General features: G+C 70.4%; 25 protein-coding genes. 9 read left to right on the forward strand and 16 right to left on the reverse strand.

Annotated features, from left to right (window positions below):
- The first annotated feature begins 369 nt into the window (after window positions 1-369).
- Together IE325_RS08025 and IE325_RS08030 are read left to right on the forward strand one after the other, a co-directional pair.
- Window positions 370-828 carry a hypothetical protein gene (locus IE325_RS08025; protein WP_190069015.1) on the forward strand — a complete coding sequence of 153 codons (459 nt, stop codon included), beginning with the start codon at window positions 370-372 and terminating at the stop codon, window positions 826-828.
- An 8-nt stretch (window positions 829-836) separates the two neighbouring features.
- Window positions 837-1,082, forward strand: coding sequence for a hypothetical protein (locus tag IE325_RS08030; protein ID WP_190069016.1), 246 nt, complete (start codon window positions 837-839; stop codon window positions 1,080-1,082).
- A 48-nt stretch (window positions 1,083-1,130) separates the two neighbouring features.
- Here the strand turns inward: IE325_RS08030 and IE325_RS08035 are convergent, their stop codons facing one another.
- The 16 genes from IE325_RS08035 to IE325_RS08110 form a co-directional block, all read right to left on the reverse strand.
- On the reverse strand, window positions 1,131-2,348 hold the full coding sequence (locus tag IE325_RS08035; protein WP_190069017.1) for a helix-turn-helix domain-containing protein: 1,218 nt from the start codon (window positions 2,346-2,348) through the stop codon (window positions 1,131-1,133).
- 169 nt (window positions 2,349-2,517) lie between these two features.
- The gene (locus IE325_RS08040; RefSeq protein ID WP_229911706.1) at window positions 2,518-3,336 is read right to left on the reverse strand and encodes an ABC transporter permease; all 819 of its coding nucleotides are present in this window, start codon (window positions 3,334-3,336) and stop codon (window positions 2,518-2,520) included.
- Window positions 3,337-3,363: 27 nt separating this feature from the next.
- On the reverse strand, window positions 3,364-4,161 hold the full coding sequence (locus IE325_RS08045; RefSeq protein ID WP_190069018.1) for an ABC transporter permease: 798 nt from the start codon (window positions 4,159-4,161) through the stop codon (window positions 3,364-3,366).
- On the reverse strand, window positions 4,161-5,156 hold the full coding sequence (locus IE325_RS08050) for an ABC transporter ATP-binding protein (RefSeq protein WP_190069019.1): 996 nt from the start codon (window positions 5,154-5,156) through the stop codon (window positions 4,161-4,163). Before IE325_RS08050 ends, IE325_RS08045 begins: the two co-directional genes overlap by 1 nt.
- Window positions 5,157-5,172: 16 nt before the next feature.
- Window positions 5,173-7,371 carry an asparagine synthase (glutamine-hydrolyzing) gene (gene asnB / locus IE325_RS08055; protein ID WP_190069020.1) on the reverse strand — a complete coding sequence of 733 codons (2,199 nt, stop codon included), beginning with the start codon at window positions 7,369-7,371 and terminating at the stop codon, window positions 5,173-5,175.
- Window positions 7,372-7,722: 351 nt separating this feature from the next.
- Window positions 7,723-8,004 carry a PqqD family protein gene (locus IE325_RS08060; RefSeq protein WP_190069021.1) on the reverse strand — a complete coding sequence of 94 codons (282 nt, stop codon included), beginning with the start codon at window positions 8,002-8,004 and terminating at the stop codon, window positions 7,723-7,725.
- A complete protein-coding gene (locus tag IE325_RS08065; RefSeq protein ID WP_190069022.1) occupies window positions 8,004-8,801 on the reverse strand; it encodes a hypothetical protein in 798 nt (265 codons plus the stop codon). Before IE325_RS08065 ends, IE325_RS08060 begins: the two co-directional genes overlap by 1 nt.
- A gap of 35 nt (window positions 8,802-8,836) precedes the next feature.
- Window positions 8,837-9,862: a diiron oxygenase gene (locus IE325_RS08070; RefSeq protein WP_190069023.1), complete on the reverse strand. Its 1,026-nt coding sequence runs from the start codon at window positions 9,860-9,862 to the stop codon at window positions 8,837-8,839.
- Window positions 9,780-10,439 (reverse strand): pyridoxamine 5'-phosphate oxidase family protein, encoded by a 660-nt coding sequence (locus IE325_RS08075; RefSeq protein ID WP_190069024.1) that lies wholly within the window; start codon window positions 10,437-10,439, stop codon window positions 9,780-9,782. The genes IE325_RS08070 and IE325_RS08075 overlap by 83 nt, the downstream gene beginning before the upstream one ends.
- Window positions 10,436-11,185 (reverse strand): SDR family NAD(P)-dependent oxidoreductase, encoded by a 750-nt coding sequence (locus IE325_RS08080; protein ID WP_190069025.1) that lies wholly within the window; start codon window positions 11,183-11,185, stop codon window positions 10,436-10,438. Before IE325_RS08080 ends, IE325_RS08075 begins: the two co-directional genes overlap by 4 nt.
- Window positions 11,182-12,216 carry a Gfo/Idh/MocA family protein gene (locus IE325_RS08085; protein WP_190069026.1) on the reverse strand — a complete coding sequence of 345 codons (1,035 nt, stop codon included), beginning with the start codon at window positions 12,214-12,216 and terminating at the stop codon, window positions 11,182-11,184. Before IE325_RS08085 ends, IE325_RS08080 begins: the two co-directional genes overlap by 4 nt.
- The gene (locus tag IE325_RS08090) at window positions 12,217-13,005 is read right to left on the reverse strand and encodes a hypothetical protein (RefSeq protein WP_190069027.1); all 789 of its coding nucleotides are present in this window, start codon (window positions 13,003-13,005) and stop codon (window positions 12,217-12,219) included.
- 46 nt (window positions 13,006-13,051) lie between these two features.
- A complete protein-coding gene (locus IE325_RS08095; protein WP_229911707.1) occupies window positions 13,052-13,999 on the reverse strand; it encodes a hypothetical protein in 948 nt (315 codons plus the stop codon).
- Window positions 13,996-14,652, reverse strand: coding sequence for a nucleoside/nucleotide kinase family protein (locus tag IE325_RS08100; RefSeq protein WP_190069028.1), 657 nt, complete (start codon window positions 14,650-14,652; stop codon window positions 13,996-13,998). The genes IE325_RS08095 and IE325_RS08100 overlap by 4 nt, the downstream gene beginning before the upstream one ends.
- Window positions 14,646-15,506, reverse strand: a complete 861-nt coding sequence (locus tag IE325_RS08105) for an HAD hydrolase family protein (protein ID WP_190069029.1) — start codon at window positions 15,504-15,506, stop codon at window positions 14,646-14,648. The genes IE325_RS08100 and IE325_RS08105 overlap by 7 nt, the downstream gene beginning before the upstream one ends.
- On the reverse strand, window positions 15,503-16,186 hold the full coding sequence (locus tag IE325_RS08110; protein WP_190069030.1) for an HAD-IA family hydrolase: 684 nt from the start codon (window positions 16,184-16,186) through the stop codon (window positions 15,503-15,505). The genes IE325_RS08105 and IE325_RS08110 overlap by 4 nt, the downstream gene beginning before the upstream one ends.
- A gap of 251 nt (window positions 16,187-16,437) precedes the next feature.
- On the opposite strand from IE325_RS08110, the gene IE325_RS08115 reads away from it, so the two are divergent.
- The 7 genes from IE325_RS08115 (at window position 16,438) to IE325_RS08145 (ending at window position 22,169) form a co-directional block, all read left to right on the forward strand.
- Complete coding sequence (locus IE325_RS08115; protein WP_190069031.1) at window positions 16,438-17,583, forward strand: hypothetical protein; 1,146 nt, start codon at window positions 16,438-16,440, stop codon at window positions 17,581-17,583.
- Window positions 17,580-18,413, forward strand: coding sequence for a formyltransferase family protein (locus IE325_RS08120; protein WP_229911708.1), 834 nt, complete (start codon window positions 17,580-17,582; stop codon window positions 18,411-18,413). Before IE325_RS08115 ends, IE325_RS08120 begins: the two co-directional genes overlap by 4 nt.
- 4 nt (window positions 18,414-18,417) lie before the next feature.
- Window positions 18,418-19,410, forward strand: a complete 993-nt coding sequence (locus tag IE325_RS08125) for a nucleoside-diphosphate kinase (RefSeq protein WP_190069032.1) — start codon at window positions 18,418-18,420, stop codon at window positions 19,408-19,410.
- Window positions 19,407-20,735 (forward strand): aminotransferase class III-fold pyridoxal phosphate-dependent enzyme, encoded by a 1,329-nt coding sequence (locus tag IE325_RS08130; protein WP_190069033.1) that lies wholly within the window; start codon window positions 19,407-19,409, stop codon window positions 20,733-20,735. Before IE325_RS08125 ends, IE325_RS08130 begins: the two co-directional genes overlap by 4 nt.
- Window positions 20,732-20,908 (forward strand): (2Fe-2S)-binding protein, encoded by a 177-nt coding sequence (locus tag IE325_RS08135; RefSeq protein WP_190069034.1) that lies wholly within the window; start codon window positions 20,732-20,734, stop codon window positions 20,906-20,908. Before IE325_RS08130 ends, IE325_RS08135 begins: the two co-directional genes overlap by 4 nt.
- 109 nt (window positions 20,909-21,017) lie before the next feature.
- Window positions 21,018-21,386 (forward strand): 6-pyruvoyl trahydropterin synthase family protein, encoded by a 369-nt coding sequence (locus tag IE325_RS08140; protein ID WP_190069035.1) that lies wholly within the window; start codon window positions 21,018-21,020, stop codon window positions 21,384-21,386.
- A gap of 153 nt (window positions 21,387-21,539) precedes the next feature.
- Window positions 21,540-22,169, forward strand: a complete 630-nt coding sequence (locus tag IE325_RS08145) for a 7-carboxy-7-deazaguanine synthase QueE (RefSeq protein WP_229911725.1) — start codon at window positions 21,540-21,542, stop codon at window positions 22,167-22,169.
- Window positions 22,170-22,179 lie beyond the last annotated feature (10 nt).

Below are 22,179 nucleotides of genomic sequence, written 5' to 3' on the forward strand. Positions count from 1 at the left end.
GGTCGGTGAGTGCCCAACTGTGTGACAACGCCTATGGAGTTCCATGAGGCCGGTGAAGCGCGCCTCTCGGGACCGGTGCCCCTGCTCGTACTCCTGCTTGAGCATGAGTGGGGTTCTGCCGTGGCTTGGGCTGTGCGGACGTTTTGAAGATCGGCGCTGTGTTCGGTCCTGTGAGGCCGCGGATTCACGGGCTTCATGGGCGGTATTGGCCCGGAACTCCCTGTCTGCACCTGTTTGGGCTGGTCAGCTTGTCGTCTCCTTGATCACTCATAGCAGTGGATTGGCTGACATCCCGCATATCCGGGCGCCACGGTGCGCGGTTGTCCCAGGTGCTCATCAGAAGATCACCAGAGGGGGACCGTCTTGGTCATGCAATACGTCACGCGCCTCACCACGGCTCTGGCCGCCGCAGGAGCGCTCGTGCTCACCACCCCGGCGGGCGCGCACGCCACCGCGATCGGGTCGACGCCCGTGCGCACCTTCGAATACAGCGTGGGCGGGGTGACCATGAAGGTGCCGACCGGCTGTACGTTCACGCACATCATTCGTGGAAGCGGCAGAAAGATCACTTACCAGAACGCCGGTGTCGACTGTGCCTTCGTCGGAGCGCTCAGCAGCGGATTCTGCAACTGGCGCATCGACTTCACCTACGCCGACACCAACAACAGGAACTACCGCACCTCGCGCGGCCGGACGCACAGTGAGTGCAAGATCGACCCGATGCGGAACAACTCTCCCCAGAAGCTGCCTCGTTATGGCAAGGCGTGCGCCCACCTCCACGTCAACGGAGTGCGGCGCGTGAGTCAGTGCCACCACATCACGAAGTGAGTCGATTCATGGCCGAGCAGCAGCAGGGACAACAGCAATCGGACCAGGCGTGGGGAACCCGGCGCCGTCGGGCAGGGATCGCCGCGTTCCTCGCGGGTCTCGTCGTCACACTGGGCTTCTTCGCCTTCTTTCCCGGACTGCCTCATGTCATCGACTGGGGGGCCGTTCTCGTGTCCCTCGCCGTGGGCGGGCTGGCCCGTTGGGTCTGCCAGTCGTGGATGACGAAGGCGGCGAAGAAGCCCGACCGCGTGTGATCGCCTCGGTGGAGCCTTGGGACTCTACGGTTCTACGGCTCCATCCCGTCACATCGAGTTCTCCGCCACCGTCCGCCAAACCTCCGCCGCCAGGTCCGGCATGTTCCCCGCCTGCACCCGCGCCGCGATCTCCCTGAGGTCGTGGAGGGCGTCGCGGTTGCCGGTGCGTAGGGCGAGGAGGCCGTGGAGGACGTCGTAGCGGATCTGGTCTCGGTAGGAGAGGAGTTGTCTGCCGGGGGCGCCGTTGGTGAGGAGGTCTGTGGCTCGGCCCAGGTCTCCCTGGTGGAAGGCGAGCTTCGCTTGTAGGAAGAGGAGTTCCTGGAGGTGGCGGGGGGTGCCGATGAGTTTCAGTGCGGGCTCGGCCTCCGACAGGAAGGACTCGGCGTCCGTGACTCGGGGCGGCGTGGCCTCCAGGGAGAGGGAGGCGCCGGCCAGGCGGAGGCGGATCCAGAGCTTCAGGTCGTCGCGGCTGTCGATGGCGGCCCTGGCCTCCAGCAGGCGCTCCATCGCCCGGGCGTGATTGCCCTGCCGGGCGGCGACGGTGGCGGCGCTCCACAGGGCCTCGGCGGCGAGCACTCCGGTCGCGCCCTGGAGGGACTCGCAGACCTCGCCCGCCAGTCGCGCGGCCTCCGCGAGGTCGCCCAGTTCGGCCTGGACCGACACCAGCAGGAGTTTGCTGCGGACCAAGTCGGCGGCGGAGATCCTGGTGTGGCGCTCCTCGCGGAGGCGGAACACCTCGGTGATCGCGTCCCTGGCGGCCTTCGCGTCGCCGAGGTCGCGGGCGCAGCGGGCGAGCCTCAGCCGGGCGCGCACCTGCAACGCGGCGCGGCCCAGTTCCTCGCTGAGGGCGTTGAGCCGTACCAGCGCCTCGTGCTCCTCCCGGAAGTGGCCCAGTACCTCGTAGACCCGGGCGAGTTGGGTGAGCGCGTGCCAGCGGGTCAGCGGGTCGGCGTCGCCGGCCGCCGCGAGGCTCTCGGTGAGGAGCCGGCCCGTCTCGGCGTCGAGGTCGCGCTCCGGCATCGCGGCGACGTTCGCGACGAGGTCGATCAGGCTGTCCTCCGGCCGGTCGTCCTCGAACGCCTCCGGCGGCACCCCGAGCCGCTCCGCCAGGTAGGCCACGGCCCGGTCGGTGGGCCTGCGGTTCCCGGATTCCAGCCTCGACAGATAGGCGGCCGACATCCCCGGTCCGGTGAGCTCGACCTGGGAGACGCCCCGGTGCTGCCTCATCTGGCGCAGGCGCTTGCCGAATGCCGGCTGCTCGAGCAAATTGCACCTCTGTGCGGAAGGTTCGCAGGTCGGCCAAGGTGAGCGAACTGGGTCAGGTGGCCTTCCTCCGCATGATTCCACACCGGGGCAACCCTGGCAAACATTGACCATCCTGGCAATGGCTATTGGCAAGCCTTGATGGTTCTTGGCAATAACCCAACTCTCGCGCTCACATCACGTCCAACGCCGCGTTCGCCCGGCTCCGCCACTCGAAGAACCGGAGCAGTCCGTACGCCAGCGCCGCGTACCCGAGGGCGACCGCCACCTCAAGCACCAGCGCCGACCAGACCTCGCCGAACGACGCGCCGGCGAAGAGGGCCCGTAGTGCCTCGATCGCGTGGTGGAGGGGGAGGAAGGATCCGATCGCGTTCATCCAGCCGGGCATGGACTCCGGTGGCAGATTGGCGCCGCTGAAGAGGATCAGCAGGGTGAAGGCGGCGTTTGAAATGACGTACACGTCTCGGATGCGTACCGCCAGCGCGCCCAGTGCCAGGCCGAACAGGGCGCATGACATCGCGGCCACCACGAACACCTGGGCCAGGCCGAGCAACGTACTCGGTGGCAGCGTCAGGCCCAGTACCAGTGCGCCCACGAGCATCATGAAGGTCATCACGGCCAGGCCGTTGACGGCGTACGGCAGTACTCGGCCGCCCCAGATCAGGCCCCGGGAACGCGGGCTGAGCAGTACCGCGCCCAGGGTGCCGAACCTTCGCTCGTTCGCCACGGCCATGATCGCGCCGTAGACACAGGGCATGCTGGTCGCCAGGACCGCGTTGCCGAGGAGGTAGAAGCGGTCGTCGGCCACGTGCAGGCTGCGTCCGACGTGGACGAAGAAGAAGATCTGGAACAGCGGGCCCACGAGCAGCGTGCCGATGAACATGGGTGGTGTCGTCCAGTTGAACAGGGCGCGGTAGGAAAGGCCCCCTCCGTGGAAGGCCAGGCGCAGGGCGCGGGAAGCACGGGAAGCATGGGAAACAGTGGTCATCATCGCCTCGGGTTCTCCAAAATCCTGCGCTCAGGTGAGTGCCAGCGTTCCCGTGCCCCTGGCACGGCGTTCCACCCAGACCAGGGCCACCAGGGCCAGTGCCACATAGGCCAGGCCCAGTCCGAGGGCCACTGCCGAGGGCCAGACGACTTCTCCGCCGCCTGTCGCGGCCTGTACCGCGCGGGCCGCCCAGCTCGTCGGGAGTGCCCAGGTGATCGGGCGGGTCCACTCGGGCAGGGTCGCAGTGGAGACGAGGACGCCGGAGAACATCCACACCGGGTATTCGAGGCCGTTGGCCAGGGAGTTGGCGTTGCGCAGCAGCACGAAGGTGGCGGCCATGAGCAGGCCCATCATGCCGAGGGCCACCACGCACACCAGCATCGCGGGGACGAAGAGGAGTGGTGAGGCGGGTGTGAGGGGGATGCCGAACAGTACGACGCCCCACGCCACCGTGGCGATCAGTGAGTACATGCCGACCACGGCGGTCGCGAAGGTGATCGGCAGGAGGACGAGGGAGAGCCGGGTCGGCGCCGCCACCAGGGTCTCCAGGGTGCCCATCCAGCGCTGCTCCTGGATGGCACCGCCGCCGCCGAACAGGACCGCGGACCATACGCCCATGAGGCCGGCGCCGACCGCGGCCTGGAGCAGCCGGTCCGGCTGGTCACCGGCGCGGAAGAGGTACACGGCGAGTGTCGCGAAGACGATCGGCGCGAACACCGCCATGACCAGTTCCAGGCCGGAGCGGGAGAGGTACAGGACGTGGGTGCGTACGCCGACCGCCATCAGCCGCCAGAAGCGGTGTACGTCGCGCCGGGTGGGGAGGGCCATCACGCGCTCCCCGTCGTCGTGCCGTTGATGATGGAGAGGTAGGCGTCCTCCAGCGTGGGCTCGCGCGTGGTCACCTTGCCGGTGCGCAGGTCCGCGAGGGCGGCGAGGACGGCGGCGTGGGTGCCGTGGGACGGGCGGGCGTGGACGGTGACCACGTCGACGGTGCCGCTGGTCTCGACCGTGGCCTGCTCGATGCCTGCGGTGTCCCTCAGGCGTTGGAGGTGTTCCGGCCCGACCGCGTCGTGCACCTCCACCTCCAGGACGTCGAGTTTGCGCACCCGGTCCTTGAGTTCGGCCGGGGTGCCCTCGGCGCGCAGGGTGCCCGAGGCGATGACGGCGATGCGGTCGCACAGTTCGTCGGCCTCGGCCATGTAGTGCGTGGTGAGCAGGACCGTCGTACCGCCCGCGACGAGATCGGCGACCACGCGGCGCAGTTCGCGGGCCGCCGCGGGGTCCACGCCGATCGACGGCTCGTCCAGGAACAGCACCTGCGGCCGGTGCAGCAGTCCGCGCGCGATGTGCAGCTTCTGCCGCATGCCGCGCGAGTAGCCCTCGACTCGCTCCTTCTCGCGGCCGCTGAGCCCCACGGTTTCGAGGAGTTCCTGGATACGGGGCAGTTGCTCGCGCGGCTCGACGCCGTACAGCTCCGCGAAGTAGCGGAGGTTGTCCAGGGCGGAGAGCCGCTCGTACAGGCCCCGGTCGCCGCCGAAGACGTAGCCGATGCGCCTGCGCACCTCCAGGGCGTCGCGCGCCACGTCGTAGCCGAGGATGCGGGCGGTGCCCGAGGTGGGCAGCAGCAGGGTGTTCAGCATCTTGATGGTGGTGGTCTTGCCGGCGCCGTTCGGGCCGAGCAGACCGAACAGTTCGCCCCGGCCGACGGCGAGATGGACGCCGCGGACGGCCTCGATCGTCTTGCGCTGGGGCCGGAGCCAGCCGGTGCGTGTGCGGTAGGAGCGGGCCAGGTTCTCGGCCTCGATCGCCAGGTCGGTGGTCATCGGAAGCGTTCCCGTCTCACTCGGTGGGGGCCAGGCGCAGCAGGCCGAGGTCGAGGCAGTCGTCGAGCAGCTGCCGGAAGGACTCGGGGGCGCTGCCCGAGTCGGCGCACACCTCGGCGAGCGTGCGGGTGCCGTCGAGCGCGTGCAGCAGGGCCGTCCACTCGCCGCCGTCCTCCAGCTCGTAGGCGAGGGAGCCGTCGACGGCCAGGTACGGGGTGCCCGCGGTGTCCTTGAGGAGCGCGACATGGTCGGCCAGGGTGAGCACGCTGGCGGCCGTCCAGCGGGACGGGGCGAAGACCAGCGTCTCGATCCGGGGGGCCTCCGCCTGCCAGTCGGTGAAGCGGTCGACGGGGCGGGGCGCGGGGAGCAGGGCCGCGGAGTCGACCAGCGGCGGCGGGAGTTCGGCGACCATCGCGTCGAGCAGACACAGGTTGAGCAGCGGTATGAGCCGCTCCACATGGGCGGACAGCGGTGCCTCGGCCAGCCGGCCCAGCAGGGCCCGCACCCGGTCGGCGTCCAGCATGGTCCGTCCGCGTTCGGTGGCGAGGGCCTCCTCGACCAGGGCGGAGCCGTCGCGGGTGAGCATCTCGATGAAGGGCCGGTGGGTGTGCTGGATGCCCTCGCCGTAGAAGAAGGGGACCTTGGGGCGGTGAACCACCTCGGGCGGCAGCAGGTCGGCGACCGCCTCGCGGATGATGGCCTTGTCCCACAGCAGGCGCTCGCGCCGGGCCGCCGGGATCGACGCGACCAGCTCGACCAGCCGCCGGTCCAGGAACGGTACGCGGGCCTCGGTGCCGCTGCCGGCCGCCGTACGGTCCTCCTGCCAGCAGTTGAACTGCTCGACGTCGCGCATCTTCGCCCTCACGAACGCGGCGTACGGGTCGCGGGCGAGCAGGCTCCTGCCGTGGTCGAGGGCGGCGTCGGTCAGCAGCCCGCCCTCAGTGCCCTCCCACCAGGCGCCGAGCTTGGGCCGGCCGTCCTCCAGCAGTCCGCGCCGGGCCATGCCGGCGAGGCCAGCCTCGAAGCCCTGCCAGCCGCCGTCCCCGGCGAGGGTGCTGGAGTAGCCGCCGCAGAATTCGTCGGCCGCCGCGCCCAGCAGCATGCCCTTGATCTCCGGGTGCTCGGCACGGACGTAGCGGTGGAGTTCGTGCTTGTAGTACTGCTCCGGGCTGCAGGTGGGCATCTCGGTGAGCCACAGCAGCCGCTTCCACTCCTCGGCGCTGGGTGCCTGGGCCGCGTCGAAGCGGATCTGGTGGTTGGCCACGCCGAGTTTGTCGGCCACGATCCGGGCGTGCTCGGCGTCGCCGTTGATCACGGTCGAGCCGCTCAGCACGGAGAAGGTCTGCAGCTCGGTGGTGTCCGTGGCGAGGGCCGCGACGGCCGCCGAGTCCACGCCGCCGCTGAGGAACAGGCCGATGGACACATCCGCGGTGGCGCAGGCGCGTACCGAGTCGGCGAGGATCTCCCGGAACTCCGCGACGAACTCCTCGTCGGTGCGGGTGGAGTCGCCGTCGAAGTCGGGCAGTTGCCAGTAGCTGTGGCGCCGGGTCGCGCCGTCGCGCAGGTCGATCTCCAGGATGGTGGCGGCCGGTACGGACTCCACGCCCTCGAAGTAGGTGGCGGGCGGCGTCAGGTCCAGCGAGGGCGCCGACGTCATCAGGGGGTTGACCAGTGCGCGGTCCCAGTCGACGCGGCGGGGCGTGGCCGGGTCGGCGAAGAGTGCCTTGATCTCGGAGGCGAAGGCGATGCGCCGGTCGTCGCGGGTGAAGTAGAGGGGCTTGACGCCGAAGTGGTCGCGGGCCAGGAGCAGTACGTTGCGGCGCCGGTCCCACAGGACGAGGCCGAACATGCCGCGTACGTCGTCCAGGAAGTCGAGGCCCTTGTGCTGGTAGAGGTGCACCAGCACCTCGCAGTCGGAGCCGGTGCGCATCCGGGTTCCGGCCGGCAGCGTGGCCGCCAGTTCCCGGTGGTTGTAGACCTCGCCGTTGGCGATGAGGACGACCGACCTGTCCTCGCTGTAGAGGGGCTGTCCGCCGTTCTCCGGGTCCACCAGGGACAGCCGGGTGAACGCCATGCCGACCGGGCCCTGCCGCAGGAGTTCCTCGGCGTCCGGGCCCCGGTGCGCCAGCGTGCGCGCCATGGTCGTCAGGATCGTGTCGGCGTCGATGCCGAGGTCCTGCCCGTCGATGCGGGCCACACCGCCGAGTCCGCACATGCTCCGATTCCTTTCTTGATGAAAAGGGGAAGGGCGCCCCTCGCAGAAATAAAGGAGAGGCGCCCTTGGTCCGCTTGTGGTTAGCGGACCACCATCATGACGCGACCGAAGTCGATCTTCTTGGCCTCGGGCTTGTTGTACTGCTTCATACCCATGCACCTCATTCATTGATGAATACCGCCGCCCGGCTTCCCCGGTCCGGCGTGCTGCACCGATATTAGGAGGGCTTTTCAGCTCCCCGCAAGCCCCGCAGGAGAATTCTCGAAAACACCTGGAAAAACAATTCAGGGAAACACCTCCAAGCCGTCCGCGATATACGCGAACGGCTTTATCGGGCCCCTGCCCATTAATTCAGGAGGCGGTTTTCACCAGCTTCTCCTCGAGAAGCCATTCCAGCATTTCCACGGTGTCGTCGAGTGCCGTGCCGGCGTCGATGCCGTAGTGCTCGGCGACCGAGCCGGCGATGTCCTCGACCCGGTCGGTGCCGTTGACGCGCCGCCAGATGAACGCCGCCACCTCGGGCAGCTCGTAGGCCTGGTCGTAGCGGGCGAGCAGGATCGCCCCCTGGGACGACCTGATACGGACCTCCAGACAGTGCCGGATCACACTGTTCGCCCCGATGTCCTTCGCCATCAGACCTCCGCCTCCATCGAGATGCGCCGGACCCAGCCGATGACGTCCTCGATCCAGCGGCCCGGGTCGGCGGGGTCGTAGTCGCGCATCGTCTCGATCGCCCAGTAGCCGTCGAAGGGCAGCACCTTCGGGGCGGCGGCCCGGTACTTCCTGGACCGCCACTTGGCGGTGGTGCCGAACTCGCCGTGATGGGCGAGCAGTGCGTCGGCCGCGTATCCGAAGGCCAGCTTCGCGGTGAGCAGCGCGCTCTCGGCGTCGCCGGAGCCGAGCTGGCCCAGGGCGTCCTCGGCGAAGGTGTCCGCGAGGTCGAGGCTGTGCGCGGCGATGGTCCGGCCGAAGGCGGACTCCCGCAGCAGGCGCTGCCGTTCCGTGAGCCAGCCGGCTCCGTCGAGGGCGATGGCGTGCCCGAGCTTGACCAGACAGTCCCGCTCGAACTGGCTCACCGTGGCGCCGACGTCCCGCTCGCTGCGGTACGCCTCCCAGGAGATCTTCTCCATCAGCTGCTCGTACTGGTCCGTCTGCCAGTACTCGACGTCCCCGCGCCGGTCGTCCAGGGCGGGCACCGCCACCGGGATCCGGTCCGGCGCCAGGGCGACGGGATGGTGGTCGACCACACCGTCCGAGGTGAACGGCTCATCCGTGACCACATAGAGGTCGAGGTCGCTGGTCTCGTTGCCCCAGCCCCGCACCAGGGAGCCGGCCGCGTACACGCACCGGTACCGGTCCGGGAGCAGTCCCTGCTCCCGGAGTTGACCGAGGAGGCGCGGGCCGTCCTCGGTGGTGATCGTCTGCACCATCGGCATGTCCTTCTGTCCGTTGTATTTCCGCTGTCTCACAGCAGCCCGTGCGACGCGAATTCCTCGCTCACCTGTCTGTCGTCCAGTGCCCCGACCGACTCGAAATGCCGGACCGTCTGCCGGGCGACGCTTTTCGCGTACGCCGCGACGGCCGGGTCGGGAAACAGCTCGGCCACGATGCGTTTCGCCTCGTCGAGGGAGAATCCGTAGCCGGTGATCTCTTTCTCTATCGACGGCACGTCGGGGTCCGTGAAAATACGGATCAGCCGGGGTATCCGAAGTGCCGCGCGTCTTCGGGTGGCGGGGGTCAGCTGCCCCCAGAGATGACGCAGGAAAATCGCGAAATAGGCGTGGTGGCGGCCCTCGTCCATGGCGTGGTCCCGGACGGTCTCCCGTACCGCCGGGGCCACGTCGGGGTCGTTCCACAGGTCCGACAGCTGGGCCGTGATGAGGGTCTCCGACACGATGACGAAGAGGATCTCGGTGAGCGGCGCCAGGTCGTCCGGGGTCTCCTCAAGGAAGCGTTCCAGCCGGGTGATGAAGTACGGCACCCGCGGCAGCTCGGCGCTGACCTCGGTCAGCTCGCGCACCTGTCCGGCGAGGTCCGCCGAGAACAGCGCGTGGTACGCCTCGTCGCAGTAGATCTTGAAGGCGTCGAGGCGCATGGCCTCGGGCACCCGGACCCCGATGGTGCCGTGTGCGATGCCGAGCACCGTCCGGTTGACGACGAGGTGCTCCAGCTTCGCGGTGAAGTCGAGATAGCGGTACAGATGCCGCACGATCACATCGCGGTAGACGTCCGGCCGTTCCTCGCGCAGGGCCGCGATCAGCGGATGGGAGGCCAGCGGCACCAACTCCGGGGCGAAGAAGCCCTGTCCGTCCTCGAGAGGGGTCAGCTCACGGCGCCGGGCGACGCGTACGGTGGCCCGCGCGTGCCAGTTGCGGAACGGGCTGACGTACTCGTCCTCCGCGGCCGGCTCAGCCCGCTGGTCGAGCAGGGCCTGCTTGGGGCACAGGCTCACGGCCGAGCACCCCATGAACAGGCCCACTGTGCCGCACATCCGTCTCTCCTCCTGCTGCCACGGCCGGCCGCTTGCTGAGCGGCGGGTCCGACTGGTTGCGGTTGATCCGTTCGACGTCCCACAGTCCGGCGAAACGGCTCGCCCTGCCGCAGTGGTAGTAGGCCTCCTCGACATGCACGAGCGACCCCCAGCGCAGCCGCTCGCGCTCGTCGTCGGCGAGCGGGAGGGTGGACCAGCGCGGGTCGTCGCAGGTGACCGGTTCGGCGCGGCCGTTGACCCGGGCCGTCTCCGGCATGCCGGGGATGAGGAAGAGCAGGCCGACTCCCGGGCTCTCCGTCAGATTCCGCAGGGTCTGCAGCAGCCGGTTGCCGGACTCCTCGGGGATGAACAGCGTCCGCTCGTCGAGCACCCGTACGAAACCCGGGGCGCCGCCCCTCGGTGAGGCGTCGCAGCGGCCCCGTCCGTCGCCGCTCGCCATCACCACGTACGGGGACAGCGAGATGAACCGGCACAGCCAGGGGTGCAGCACCGGGGAGATCTTGGCCTGCACCCGTGACAGGGGCGGGCCGGATCGCTCGGTGAGCTCCTGGAGCACCGAGTCGGCGGTCGGGCTCACGGCACCATCACCGCGCCTCCGTTGACGCCGAGCGTCTGGCCGGTCAGATACTCGCCGAGGTCGCCGACGAGGAAGGCCACCGCGTTCGCCACGTCCTGGCCGGCGGCCACCCGGCCCAGGGGGATCTTCCGCCCCTCGGCGAGGAAACCCTCCTCGTCCAGGCCGGGTTGGGCGGTCCTGGTCACGCCGGGGGCGACGGTGTTCACGGTGATGCCGTGCACGGCGAGGGCGCGGGCCAGCGACTTGCCGAGGGCGACGAGTCCGGCCTTGCTCGCGGCGTAGTGCGCTCCCCTGGGCGAGCCGGTGAAGGCGGCGCTGGAGGAGACGTTCACGATGCGTCCGCCGCCCCGCGGGATCATCATCGCGGCCGCTTCCTGGGCGCAGAAGAACGCGCCCTTGAGGTTGGTGTCGAGGACCAGGTCCCACAGCGCCTCGTCGAGGTCCAGGACCTGCGCCCGGGGGAAGACGCCGGCGTTGTTGACGAGGATGTCGAGCCGCTCGAAGCGCCGGCCGACCTCCTCGAACATGGCGGCGACCTGCCGTCGGTCGCGTACGTCGGCCTCCACCGCGAAGCAGCCCTGAGGCAGTTCCCCGGTGTCCTCGTCGCGTCCGGCGCCGGGCGGGCGGTTGACCGCGACCCGGGCGCCCAGCGCGGCGAGCGTCTCGGCGACGGCCCGGCCGATACCGCTGCCGCCGCCGGTGACGAGCGCGGTACGGCCCTTCAGGGAGGTGGATACGGCGTTCACGGGCGGGCTCCCGTCTGCTGCCGCACCTCGTCGAGGACGCGGTAGACCTCCAGGCACGCCGACAGGGGCGAGTCGCTGGGCCCGGCGTGCCGGATGCTGTCGTGGAAGGACTCCAGCTCGGTGGAGTAGCCGGTGCGGCCGTAGCCACCGCGACGGCCCGGCCATTCGTGGCGCAGGATCTCCTTGCCGTCGAGGACACCCGCGCCGGGTGCGCTCGACGGGCGGCTGAGGGTCAGGGTGTTGAAGTGGTCGAGCACTCCGACGACCGACTGGTCGGTGACCAGCTCGCACCGGTACTCCAGGCGGTTGGAGTAGTTGCCGATCAGCAGGGTGGCCAGCCGTCCGTCGCCGTACTCCAGGAGGATCCGGATCGCTCGGCGGCGGTCGTCGATGTCGGCGCGCCGGGCGGTGACCCGGTCCGGGCTGCCGAGTTCACGCAGCGCCAGGTCGACGGCATGGGTGCCGAGTCCCTGGAGCAGGCTGTCCTCCACCGTGGCGCAGCCCCACACCGGGGACGTGGGCTTGGCGGAGACCATGCGGACGTCGACGGTGCGCAGGGTGCCGTGGGCGCGCAGGGTGTCGCGGAGCTTCCGGTAGGACTGCCCGTAAGGGAAGTTGAAGCCGACGAACGCCACCGTCCCGGGTGGGGCGTCGCGTTCGTCGACAACCAGCTTGCGCAGCGTCTCGGTGTCGGGGGCCGGCGGCTTCTCGACGAAGACGCTGATGCCACGGGGCAGGGCCCGCCGCAGGACGTCGGCGTGCAGTTGCGGGGAGCCCGCGACGACGAGGGCGTCGATCCCGTCCGCGCCCTCGCCGTCGACCAGGTCCGTCCAGTCGTCGGTCCACAGATCCGCGCCCCAGCGCCGGGCGGCCTCCGCGGCGGCGTCGGGCCTGCGGGCGGCCACGGCGGTGAGCCGGGCGCCGTCGAGCGCCGACAAGGCGGGCAGCAGGTTCTCCCGTGCGTGGGTGCCGGGGCCGATGATGCCGTAGCGCAGGTCCGCCCGCCCGGGTGTGAGCCGTCGGATGGACATTCAGATGATCCCCAGCTCTTCCAGCCGGCGGCACCAGTAGTGGTACTTCTCCTTGGTCATCTGGCGCTCGGCGCGGCGCTCGGCGGACTCGCGGTCCTCGCCGACCCGCCAGAACATGGTGCCGACCTCCGCGGCCTCCGGCTCCACCTCGGACAGCTCACCGCGCTGCCCGCCGTCCTGGTCGCCGTGCAGCTGCCGCAGGGCCTCCTCGCGGCCCCGGGCCTCCTTGAACATGACCGGCGCCCTGTCCTTGACCGGGTTGCCGCGCAGCACGAGGGAGATGGTGCCCAGCTCCGTGAACGGGGTGGAGTGCAGGGCGTTGTGGTGGATGGTGAAGCACTCGCCGGCCCGGTCCTGGTGCAGCATCACGGGCCGTACGTCGTCCGGCAGGGTGTTCTCGTCGAAGCCGCCCCGCGCCACGTAGTTGCGGTGCAGATAGGTGCCGCGCAGCACCAGGTTGGTGAAGGAGAAGCGGTGGTTGTGGGCGAGCTGCTGCTGGTGGTCGGTGGACATCCGGAGCCTGATCCGCAGGCCCTTCTCGACGTCGTCCCACAGGACGATCTTGTCCTCGACCACGTCCTCCTCGCACTTGGCCCACAGATAGGGGTCGTGCTCGACGGCGAACAGCAGCTTGCGGAACAGGGCCTTGTCGGCGGCGAACTCACGGATCAGCCGCTGGGTCAGCTCGGCCGCCGCGGGCAGGTCGTCCCAGTCGATGGTGCCGACGTTCTCGAAGAGTTCGACGGCGGTGTTGTTGACGTGTACCCGGTCTGCCGTCTCGATGCTCATGGGTGGGTTTCTCCTCTGCGGGAAGGGAACGGGCTTTGGCGGGGCGTCAGATGACGCCGAGCCCCTCCAGCCGGTCGCGGATCTGCCGGTAGGCCTCGATGCCCATGGCCTTCTGCTGGCGGCGCTCCTCGGGCTCGTCCTGGCGGCCGAAGCGCCACCACAGGGTGCCCTCCTGCTTGTCCATGATCACGGAGCGGTCCTTCTCGGCCGGGCCGCGCAGGAAGAGGGAGACGGTGTCGGGCGTGGTGAACGTGGTGTGGATGGCGCTGTGGTGCAGCGTGTAGCAGCTGCCGGGCGCCTCCCAGCGGACGATGTGCGGGGTGAGCTTCTCCAGCTGGTCCTTCGCCCTCGGGTCCGGGTTGTGCCGGTTGAGGTACTGGCGTGCCTCGGGGTCCGATCCCTCGCCGTAGAGGTCGCCGTCCATGTGGTACCAGGTGTGCGTGTAACCGCCCGTCACGATGCGGCTGGAGAAGGAGAACCGGTGGTCGTGCGGACGGTCGAAGTGGTCGTCGGTGGAGATGTGCAGCCGCAGCCGGACACCCCGGTCGAGCGCGTCGTACAGCACGATGTAGTCGAGCAGCTGGTGCCGCTCGCACATGGCGAGGAGCTCCGGCTTGTGCTCCACGTCGTAGACCAGTTTGCGCAGGGACTCCTTGTCGTCGGCGAGGCGCTGGACGACGTCGCGGGTGATCTCGCCCGCTGCTTCGAAGTCGGTCCAGTCGACGGTGAGCCGGTCGAGGTGGTCGATCACGCTTTCTCCTTGGTACGGCGGCGGTTCGGACAGTGGCCCGCCGTGCGGGGCCGGCGGCTCCTGGGCGGTGTCGGTGGCCAGTGCCTCCTCGTAGGCCCTGCGGATCCGCAGGGCCGCGGGCGAGCCGGCGGCCGGCAGCCGGGCGAGCTCTTCGGCCGGCCGGCGTCCGGCGGCGACGTCGGCGAGAGTGTCGGCGAAGACGTCGAGGTCGGAGGTGCCGACCACGTCACGGGTGGGGCTCATGGCGTTCTCCTCAGCGCACGCACCGCGGCCACCACGGCCGCCGCGGTGCGCTCCGGCGGATCGTCCGGATCCGGGGTCAGTACGAGCCAGTCGCGGTCCTTGGCCATGCGCAGCAACTCCTCGCGTACGACCGACTGGTAGGCGCGGTACGACTCGCGGGGCGGGCCGGTGAAGCCGTCCCAGCGGCCGATCTCGGTGTCCTTGAAGTCGTGGCGGCGCGCCCAGGCGACCTCGGGCGCGACATCGAGCAGGACCGTCAGCGCGGATTCGGGGACGGGCGCGAAGAGCGACTCGACCCAGTGCGCGTCCAGGCGTTCACGGACGAGGGTCTTGGCGATGTTCCGGTAGTACCAGCCGTCCGTCACGGCGAGCGTGTCCGGGTCCGTCAGGTCGGGCCGCAGCCGGGCCAGGCCCGCGTACCAGGAGGCGATCAGCAGGATCCAGTGCGCGGCCCCGTAGGTGTCGCCCTGTTTCTCGGGCGAGGACCAGATGAGCTCGCGCAGTCGGCCGGCGCGGGCCTCGGTGCCGGGGTCGGCGGGCCCGATGTCCTTCTTGTCGACGAAGACGGCGCGATACGGGGCCAGTTCGCGGGCGACCAGACGTGCCACCGTCGACTTCCCGCTGCCGTCGATGCCCTCCATGACGATCAGCACGGTGTGCCCCCGTCCAGCAGGTACCGGATGACGCCGTCCTCGTCGTTGGCGGCGGTGACGACGGTGGCCCGGGCGCGGATGTCGGGGTGGGCGTTGGCGGGGGCGACGGTGCGGTCGGCGACGGCGAACATGGGCAGGTCGTTGAGGTGGTCGCCGTAGACGGTGAGCGGCTGGTGCGTCAGTCCCGCGAGCTGCCGGAGGCGGCGTACGGCGAAGCCCTTCTCGGCCTGCGGGTGGGCCACCTGGATCTCGGTCCAGCCGGGCACATAGCGGTTGGCGGCGGCCATGACGCCCGCGGTGTCGCCGAGCGCCGCTTCGAGGGCGGTGACCGCGGCCTTGGCGTCGCCGTCGGGGACGAAGGCGATCACCGCCGCGGTGCAGGTGCCGGTGACGGCCGCGCGGGGGTCGTCGTAGGTGCCGAGCCGGGGGTCGCCGTAGGCCCGCTTCTCCTCGATGTACCAGGTGAGGGCGGGGTTGCCGCAACTCCCGTGCAGGACGTGGTCGGTGCTGCCGTCCCAGGTGGTCAGCACCGGTTCGGCGGCCAGCTCCGCGAGTGCGGCGAGGGCGGTGGCGGCGGCCGGCTCGTCGAGGGTGCGGTGGTCGGGGCGGTGGCCCGAGGCGAGGTCGGTGAGGAAGGCGCCGTTCAGCTCGGCGACGGGCAGCGTGAGGCGTACTCCGGCGAGCAGGGTGCGCATGGCGACGGCGCTGCGGGCGCTGGCGAAGGTGAGCGCGGTGCCCGCGTCCAGCAGGGTGTTGAGGCCGTCGCGGGCGTAGGCGCTGAGGGTGGCGTCGGACCGCAGCAGGGTGCCGTCGAGGTCGAGGACATGCAGGCCGGGGTGGCGGTCGTCGGTCATCGTCGGGTCGTCTCCTGAAGTGTTCGGGTGGGAAAGAGCGCGGGAATCAGTTCCCGCAGCTCCCCCATCGAACCGAGGACCCGCCCGGCGTCACCGAGCCGGGTGCGCGGAGTGAGCGCGGCGAGGCCGAACACCGTCATGCCGGCCGCGCGTGCGGCGGCGACTCCCCGTGCGCTGTCCTCGATGACGAGGCAGGCTTCGGGTGCCACGCCGAAGTGCCGGGCGGCGTGCAGGAAGACGTCGGGGGCGGGCTTGGGGCGCGCCACCTGGTCGGCGCCGAAGATCCGGCCGGCCAGGCGCGGGGCGAGACCGGTCAGGGCCAGCGAGACGGCGACCCGGTCCGCGGTGTCGTTGGAGGCGACGCAGTAGGGCACGGCCCGTGCGTCGAGCGCGTCCAGCACCTCGTGGATCCCCTCGACGGGCTTCAGTTCCCGTTGGAAGGCCTCGAAGAGGCGGGTGTGGAACCGGGCGCGGAAGTCGTCGGGGACCACGGCGCCGGTGCGGCGGCGGACCGTCTCCGCCATGTCGGCGAAGGACTTCCCCAGGTAGTGCTCGACGGCCTCGGCGACCGTCGTCGGCACCACCTCGTCGGTCAGCATCCCGGCGAGCAGCCGGTTGGCGAGGGCCTCGCTGTCCACGAGGACACCGCTGTTGTCGAAGACGACCAGCTCGTGCTCCACCCGTACCCCCCTTGCTCGCTTGACTGCAATTGCCAGATCAACATAGAGAGCGTTGACATGCCAGTCAACCCCAGCAGGGACGCTCATTGACAAGGCAGGCCATCACTCCATGGGCAACACACCCCTTGCCACACGGGATTCCGGTGATATCGTCAACGCTCGTCCACCCAGTCTGTCAATCATTGTCAAAGATCAATTGCCAACGGTAGATCAATTGACAACAGTCAGCAGGAACGCGAGAGGGATGAAAGATGACGCTGCTTCCGGTGGAGGTCCACTGCCATGGCTTTGCCGGGGTGGACTTCTCCGAGTTCTCCCTGCTCGACCTCGAACTCCTCGAGCAGGTCTGCGCACGGGAGGGGGTGCTCAGCATCCCGACCCTGTATCTGCACCACCACCGGCTGGGCGAGTTCGAGAAGTTCATGCGCCGCTACGACGCGATGCGCCGCGCCGGACGCATCCCGCATGTCGTCGGGGTCGCCCTGGAGGGCCCGTTGCTCTCCAGCCACGGCGGCACACCGGCCGACACCGTGTGGGCCCCGACGCGTGCGGAGTGGGAGCGGCTGGCCCGCCTCGGTGACCTCGGCCTGTGCTACATGGTCCTCTCCCCCGACGCCTTCTCGCCCGCCTCGGACTTCCACGGCCAGACCTTCGACCGCCACCCCGGCTTCGAGTGGATCGTCCCGCTGCTGCTCGGCCACGGCGTACGGCCCGCGCTGGGCCACTTCACCCGGACCGACCCGGAGCTCAGCGCCCGGCTCGTCACGGACATCGTCGACATCGCCTGGGACACCGAGTGGAACGGCAAGGGCGCCCGGGTGGTGACGGACCATCTGTTCAACGACATGCCGCTCAACATCCGGCACGCCTTCCGCACCACCCGCGCCCGCGCCACCCGTGACGCGACGCTCGCCTCGTACGACCTGCCGGGCTGGACGCTGGACGCGATGGACGAGATCGCAGGTCCCGTACCGGCGGCCATCATGCGCGCGGCGGCCGCGGGACGTATCGCCGCCTGCATCAACTTCGACGGCGAGCATGTCGACCTGGCCATCGCCAGTCGCGCGGTCGGGCTCATGGGCCTGGAGAACTCCATGATGATGACCGACCGCTGCGACTCCGCGCGGCTCGGCGGCCAGGACCTCACCCAGGGCGAGGAGAACGGCCTGTGGTACCAGGAGGGCGGCATCGTCGCCGCCGGATCCCAGCCGCTGGCCCAGCAGATGCGCAACGCCATGGGCCATGAGATCAAGGGCCCCCGGCTCTGGGACCTGGCCGCCGGCACCGCCCACCGCGCCTTCGGACTCACCGCCCTGGAGGCGGGCCAGCTCCCCGACGGCATGCTCGCCGCGACCAGGGAGCAGTGGGCCGCCCTCGACATCGCGGACGCCGCGTGACGGCGGACCCCGGCCCCGCCACCCTGCCGCTGCGCCGCGCCGGAAGCGACGGCCCGCTGCGGATCGGCGTCCTGGTCTCCGCCACCGGCGCCAATCTGCGCACCCTGATCGACCTGGGGCACGCCGAGCCGGACCGGTACGAGGTGGCCCTGGTCGCCTCGCACGGCACCCGGTCCAAGGCACTGGGACTGGCCCGGGAGCACGGTATCGAGGCCTGGCCGGGCGACTTCGACGCCCACTGCGGCACCGCCTCCCGCGCGAGCGGCCCGGCCGAACGGGCCGTCTACCGGCGCCGGGCCCGGGAGTGGCACGACCGGCTCGACGCCCGGATCGCCGGGTGGGAGTCGGCCAACGGGCCCCTCGACCTCGTCGTGCTGGCCTACCACCGCTGGATCGAGGGCGATCTGCTCACCCGCTACCACGGCCGGATGATCAACCAGCACCCCGGTGACCTGACCGTGCTCGACGCCGCCCGCCGCCGGGTCCTGACCGGCAACGATCCGGTCGCCCTGGCGATGTCCCTCGGGCACACCGCCACCCGGACCTCCTGCTTCCTCGTCGACGACAGCCATGACGGCGGGGCGCTGCTGTGCCAGGGCCCTCCCGTGCCCGTACGGCGGGGAGTCGGTCCGGCGGCGCAGGAGCTGGAGCAGAAGGGCCTGAGCGACCGCCCCTGTCTGGAGTGGACCGTGCGGGCCTTCGCCGCCGGCTCGCTCGCGCTGGCCCCGGACACGCATCCCGACGGCAGCCGGGTCGTCCTGGTCGACGGCGTCGCGACGCCGCTCGGGGGCAGACAACTTTCCGCACGAGAGACACCCGAGGAGATGTGAGGCCGTGGCGTACTCCGTGATCGGCGCCCGGGACCTGGACGCGCTGACCCGCGATCCCCGGAAGGCCGAGGCCTACCGCCTGGACCCCTATATGCGCGAGGCCCTCCACGCGCTGGCCCCCGCACGGGAGTCCGGGGTGCCGGACCGCGGGGTGCCGGACCGCGGGGTGCTCGACCGCCACACCTTCGTCGTGCTGAAGCCCGACGCCGTGGCCGGGCGCCGCTGCGAACTGATCCTCGGCATCCTGCGGTCGGAGGGCTGGCACCCGGTCGCGGCGACCACGGTGCGCTTCGATCCGCTGCTCGTGCGCGAGCTGTGGCGCTACCAGTTCAACGCCGCCTCCGCGCAGCGCATCGCCGTGGTGGACCCGTTGCTGTCCTCGGGCCGCAGCCTGCTGGTGCTGCTGGAGGACCGGGAGCGGCCGGAGTGGCTGCCCGCCAGCGTCCGGCTGACGGCCGCCAAGGGGTCGGCGGAGCCCTCCGCCGCACGCAGCGGTGATCTGCGCACCAGGATCGGCCGGGTCAACGGCCTGTTCAACTTCATGCACACCGCCGATGAACCGGCCGATGTGGCAAGGGAGTTGCAGCTGTTCTCGTACCAGACGGGCTGGGACTGGTGCGCGGGCCCGCTCCTCGGCTCGACGGAGCACGCCACCGCCGACCCGTGGCGGACGGTGACCGCGCTGCTCGCGGAGCTGGCCGCCGAGATCCCCGCGCACGACCTGGACGTCACCGCCGCTCTCGCCCGGCTGGCGGCGCTGCCGGGACCGTGGGGCGACCTCGCCCGCGACCGGCCCGAGCCCGCCCGGATCGACGAGTGGCTCGGCGTGCTGCGCCGCGCGCCGCTGCCGCCGGGCGGCGCCCGCTGGGATGTGCTGACCGTCCTCACCAGCTGGATCGACTGCAACGAAAAGGGAGTTCTCCCGGTCATCGCCACCGGCACCGCAGACGCCTGGCGCACCACGGGCGACACCACGAGAGAGGTGACGTACGCGTGAGCAGCGCAGTCCCCCCGTTCGCCGGAGCGGGCAACCTCATCTACCGCGCCGCGCACGTACCGCGTTTCGTGCGCGCCGAGGGCAGCTACCTCGAAGCCGCCGACGGCCGCCGCTATCTGGACGCCGAGGCCGCCAACGGCTCGGTCGCCTGGGGCTATGACAAGGGGATCCTGCGCGACGCCCTCGCCCACTGCGAGGACCTGCCCGCGCTGCCCTCCTTCTGCGAGTCCGAGCTTCGCCTCGACGTGCTCCAGCGGCTGGAGCGGCTGTTCTCCGAGGCCATCGGCGCCCCGGGCCGTGTCGAGCTGGACCTCGGCGGCGCGCAGGGCATGGAGACGGCCCTGCGGATCGCGTTCAGCGCCGTCGGACCGGGCACGGTCGTGGTGTTCGAGGGCGCCTTCCACGGCAGGTCCGGGGTGACCAGCATGCTCAGCTCCAGCCCCCGCTACCGCGAACTGCTCGCGGCCTGGGGCCTGGAGGTCGTACGGCTGCCCAGCCCCGACTGCGGTCGCTGCCCGCACGCCACGGCGGCCGGCACGGGCTGCGGAGCGGGGTGCATCGCCGCTGCCACCAGGTGGGGCTCGGAGCTCTCCGGTGTCGGTGGCGCCGGGTTCGGGCGCAGGGTCAGCGCCTTCGTCTTCGAGTCCGTGCAGAACGTCGGCGGTATGGCCGAGCCCGATCACGCGCTGCTGCGGGCGGCCGTCGACCACGCGCGCGCCAACGGCGCGGTGGTCATCGCCGACGAGATCTTCACCGGCATGCACCGGACCGGGCCGCGCTGGGGATTCCAGCGCTCGGGCGTCACGCCCGACGTGGTCGTCGCGAGCAAGGCGCTCACCAACGGCGCCGCCGCCCTGAGCGCGGTGTGGGCCCGTGAGCCGCTCGCGGACCCGGGGACGTACCGGCCGGGCAGCCACTCCTCGACGTACATCGGCATCCCGCACGCCCTGGGCGTCACCCGGGCCGTCCTGGACCGCTGGGACTCCTGGGCCGATCCGGCCGCCGACATGGAGGGGCTCGCGGGCCGGCTGACGGACCGTCTCAAGCGGCTCCGGGCGGACCATCCGGACCTGGTGCGCGACTGCCGGGCCTTCGGCGGCGCCGCCCGTCTCGTCCTGACCGGCGACCACGCCCCCGAGCTGCGGCGGCTGTGTCTGTCGGCCGATCGTCGGGTCGGGCTGATCGTCGCCTCGACGGGAATGGCGCCGGACGTGATCAACATCCATCCGCCGCTGGTCATCGAGGAGCGGGACCTGGATGTGATGACGGAGGTCCTCGACCGTGCGCTGACCCTGCTGGCCCGGGGCTCGGAGGGCGGCTCATGACGCACTGCCCGACGGAGGATCCGCTGATCTGTCTGTGCGCGCACGTCCCGGAGAGCGTGATCCTCGCGGCGAAGGCCTCGGGCGCCCGCGACGTCCCCGCCCTGCGCCGCGCCACCGGCGCCAACACGGGCTGCGGGGACTGCCTTCCGGACCTGGAGGAGCTCCTGGAGTGACCTTCCCTGGCAGCTGGCGGTCATGGCCCCCAACTGCCAACGGCAAGCGCTGACATGGGGGCTTGTCGGCCTTCAGGATCAGAGCGACATGGGAGAGAGGACCCGGACCGTGCTTTCCATCTCCAAGGAATTCCACTTCTCCGCCAGCCACCGGCTCGCAGGCCTGCCACCGGACCACCAGTGCGGCCGGCTGCACGGCCACAACTACGTCGTCGTGCTCGAACTGAGCGCCCGTCCCGACCAGTTGACCGACACGGGTTTCGTACGGGACTACGGCGAACTCGGGGTGTTCAAGAAGTGGCTCGACGACACCGTCGACCACCGGCACCTCAACGACGTGCTGCCCGACGTCAATCCGACCGCCGAGCACATCGCCATGTGGATCCACCGCACCTGGGTGGCCGACTTCCCCGAACTGACCGGGGTGCGGGTCTCGGAGACACCGAAGACCTGGGCGACGTACCGGCCCGCCGCATAAGCGGGCGCAGACGAATTTTCCGGACGACAAGCCCGTACGGGCTCGAGGGGGTGGTGTAAATGGCGGTTCCGAAGCTCGTGGTGAACGAGATGTTCGGACCCACCTAGCGCCGTACAGGGCGAAGGGCCTTCCACCGGAAGGTCGTGCGCGTTCCTGCGGCTCGGGGGCTGCAATCTCACGTGCCGCTGGTGCGACACGCCGTACACCTGGGACTGGAAGGGGGAGTCGGACACCGGTATCGCCTATCGCGCGGCCGAGGAGCTGCACGCCCTGTCCGTGGCCGAGGTCACCGAGCGGCTGCTGGCGTTCGGGGTGGAGCTGATCGTCATCTCGGGCGGTGAGCCGCTCAGCCAGCAGGACCGGGTGCTGCCCGTGGTCCAGGCCCTGGCGGAGCGGCGGGTGCTGGTCGAGTTCGAGACCAACGGCACCGTGGTGCCGAGCGACGCGCTGGTGGCCGCCGGGGCACATTTCAACGTGTCGCCGAAGCTCAGGCACTCCGGGGTCGCCGAGGACCGGCGCATCGTCCCGGAGGCACTGCGCCGGTTCGGTCAACTGCCGGGCGTCGCCTTCAAGTTCGTCTGTGCCGACGCGGCCGATCTGGCCGAGGTCGAGGAACTGGTGGACCGGTTCGCTCTGAGCAACGTCTGGATCATGCCGCGGGGCCAGTCCCCCGAGGAGATCGACCAAGGGATGCGTGACCTGGCCGACGACGTGATCGCGCGCAAATGGAATCTGTCGGGACGACTGCACGTCAACGTGTGGGGAAGCAAGCGGGGTGTCTGATGACCAGCGG

This window comes from Streptomyces lanatus (assembly GCF_014655715.1).
GTDB classification, from domain to species: domain Bacteria; phylum Actinomycetota; class Actinomycetes; order Streptomycetales; family Streptomycetaceae; genus Streptomyces; species Streptomyces lanatus.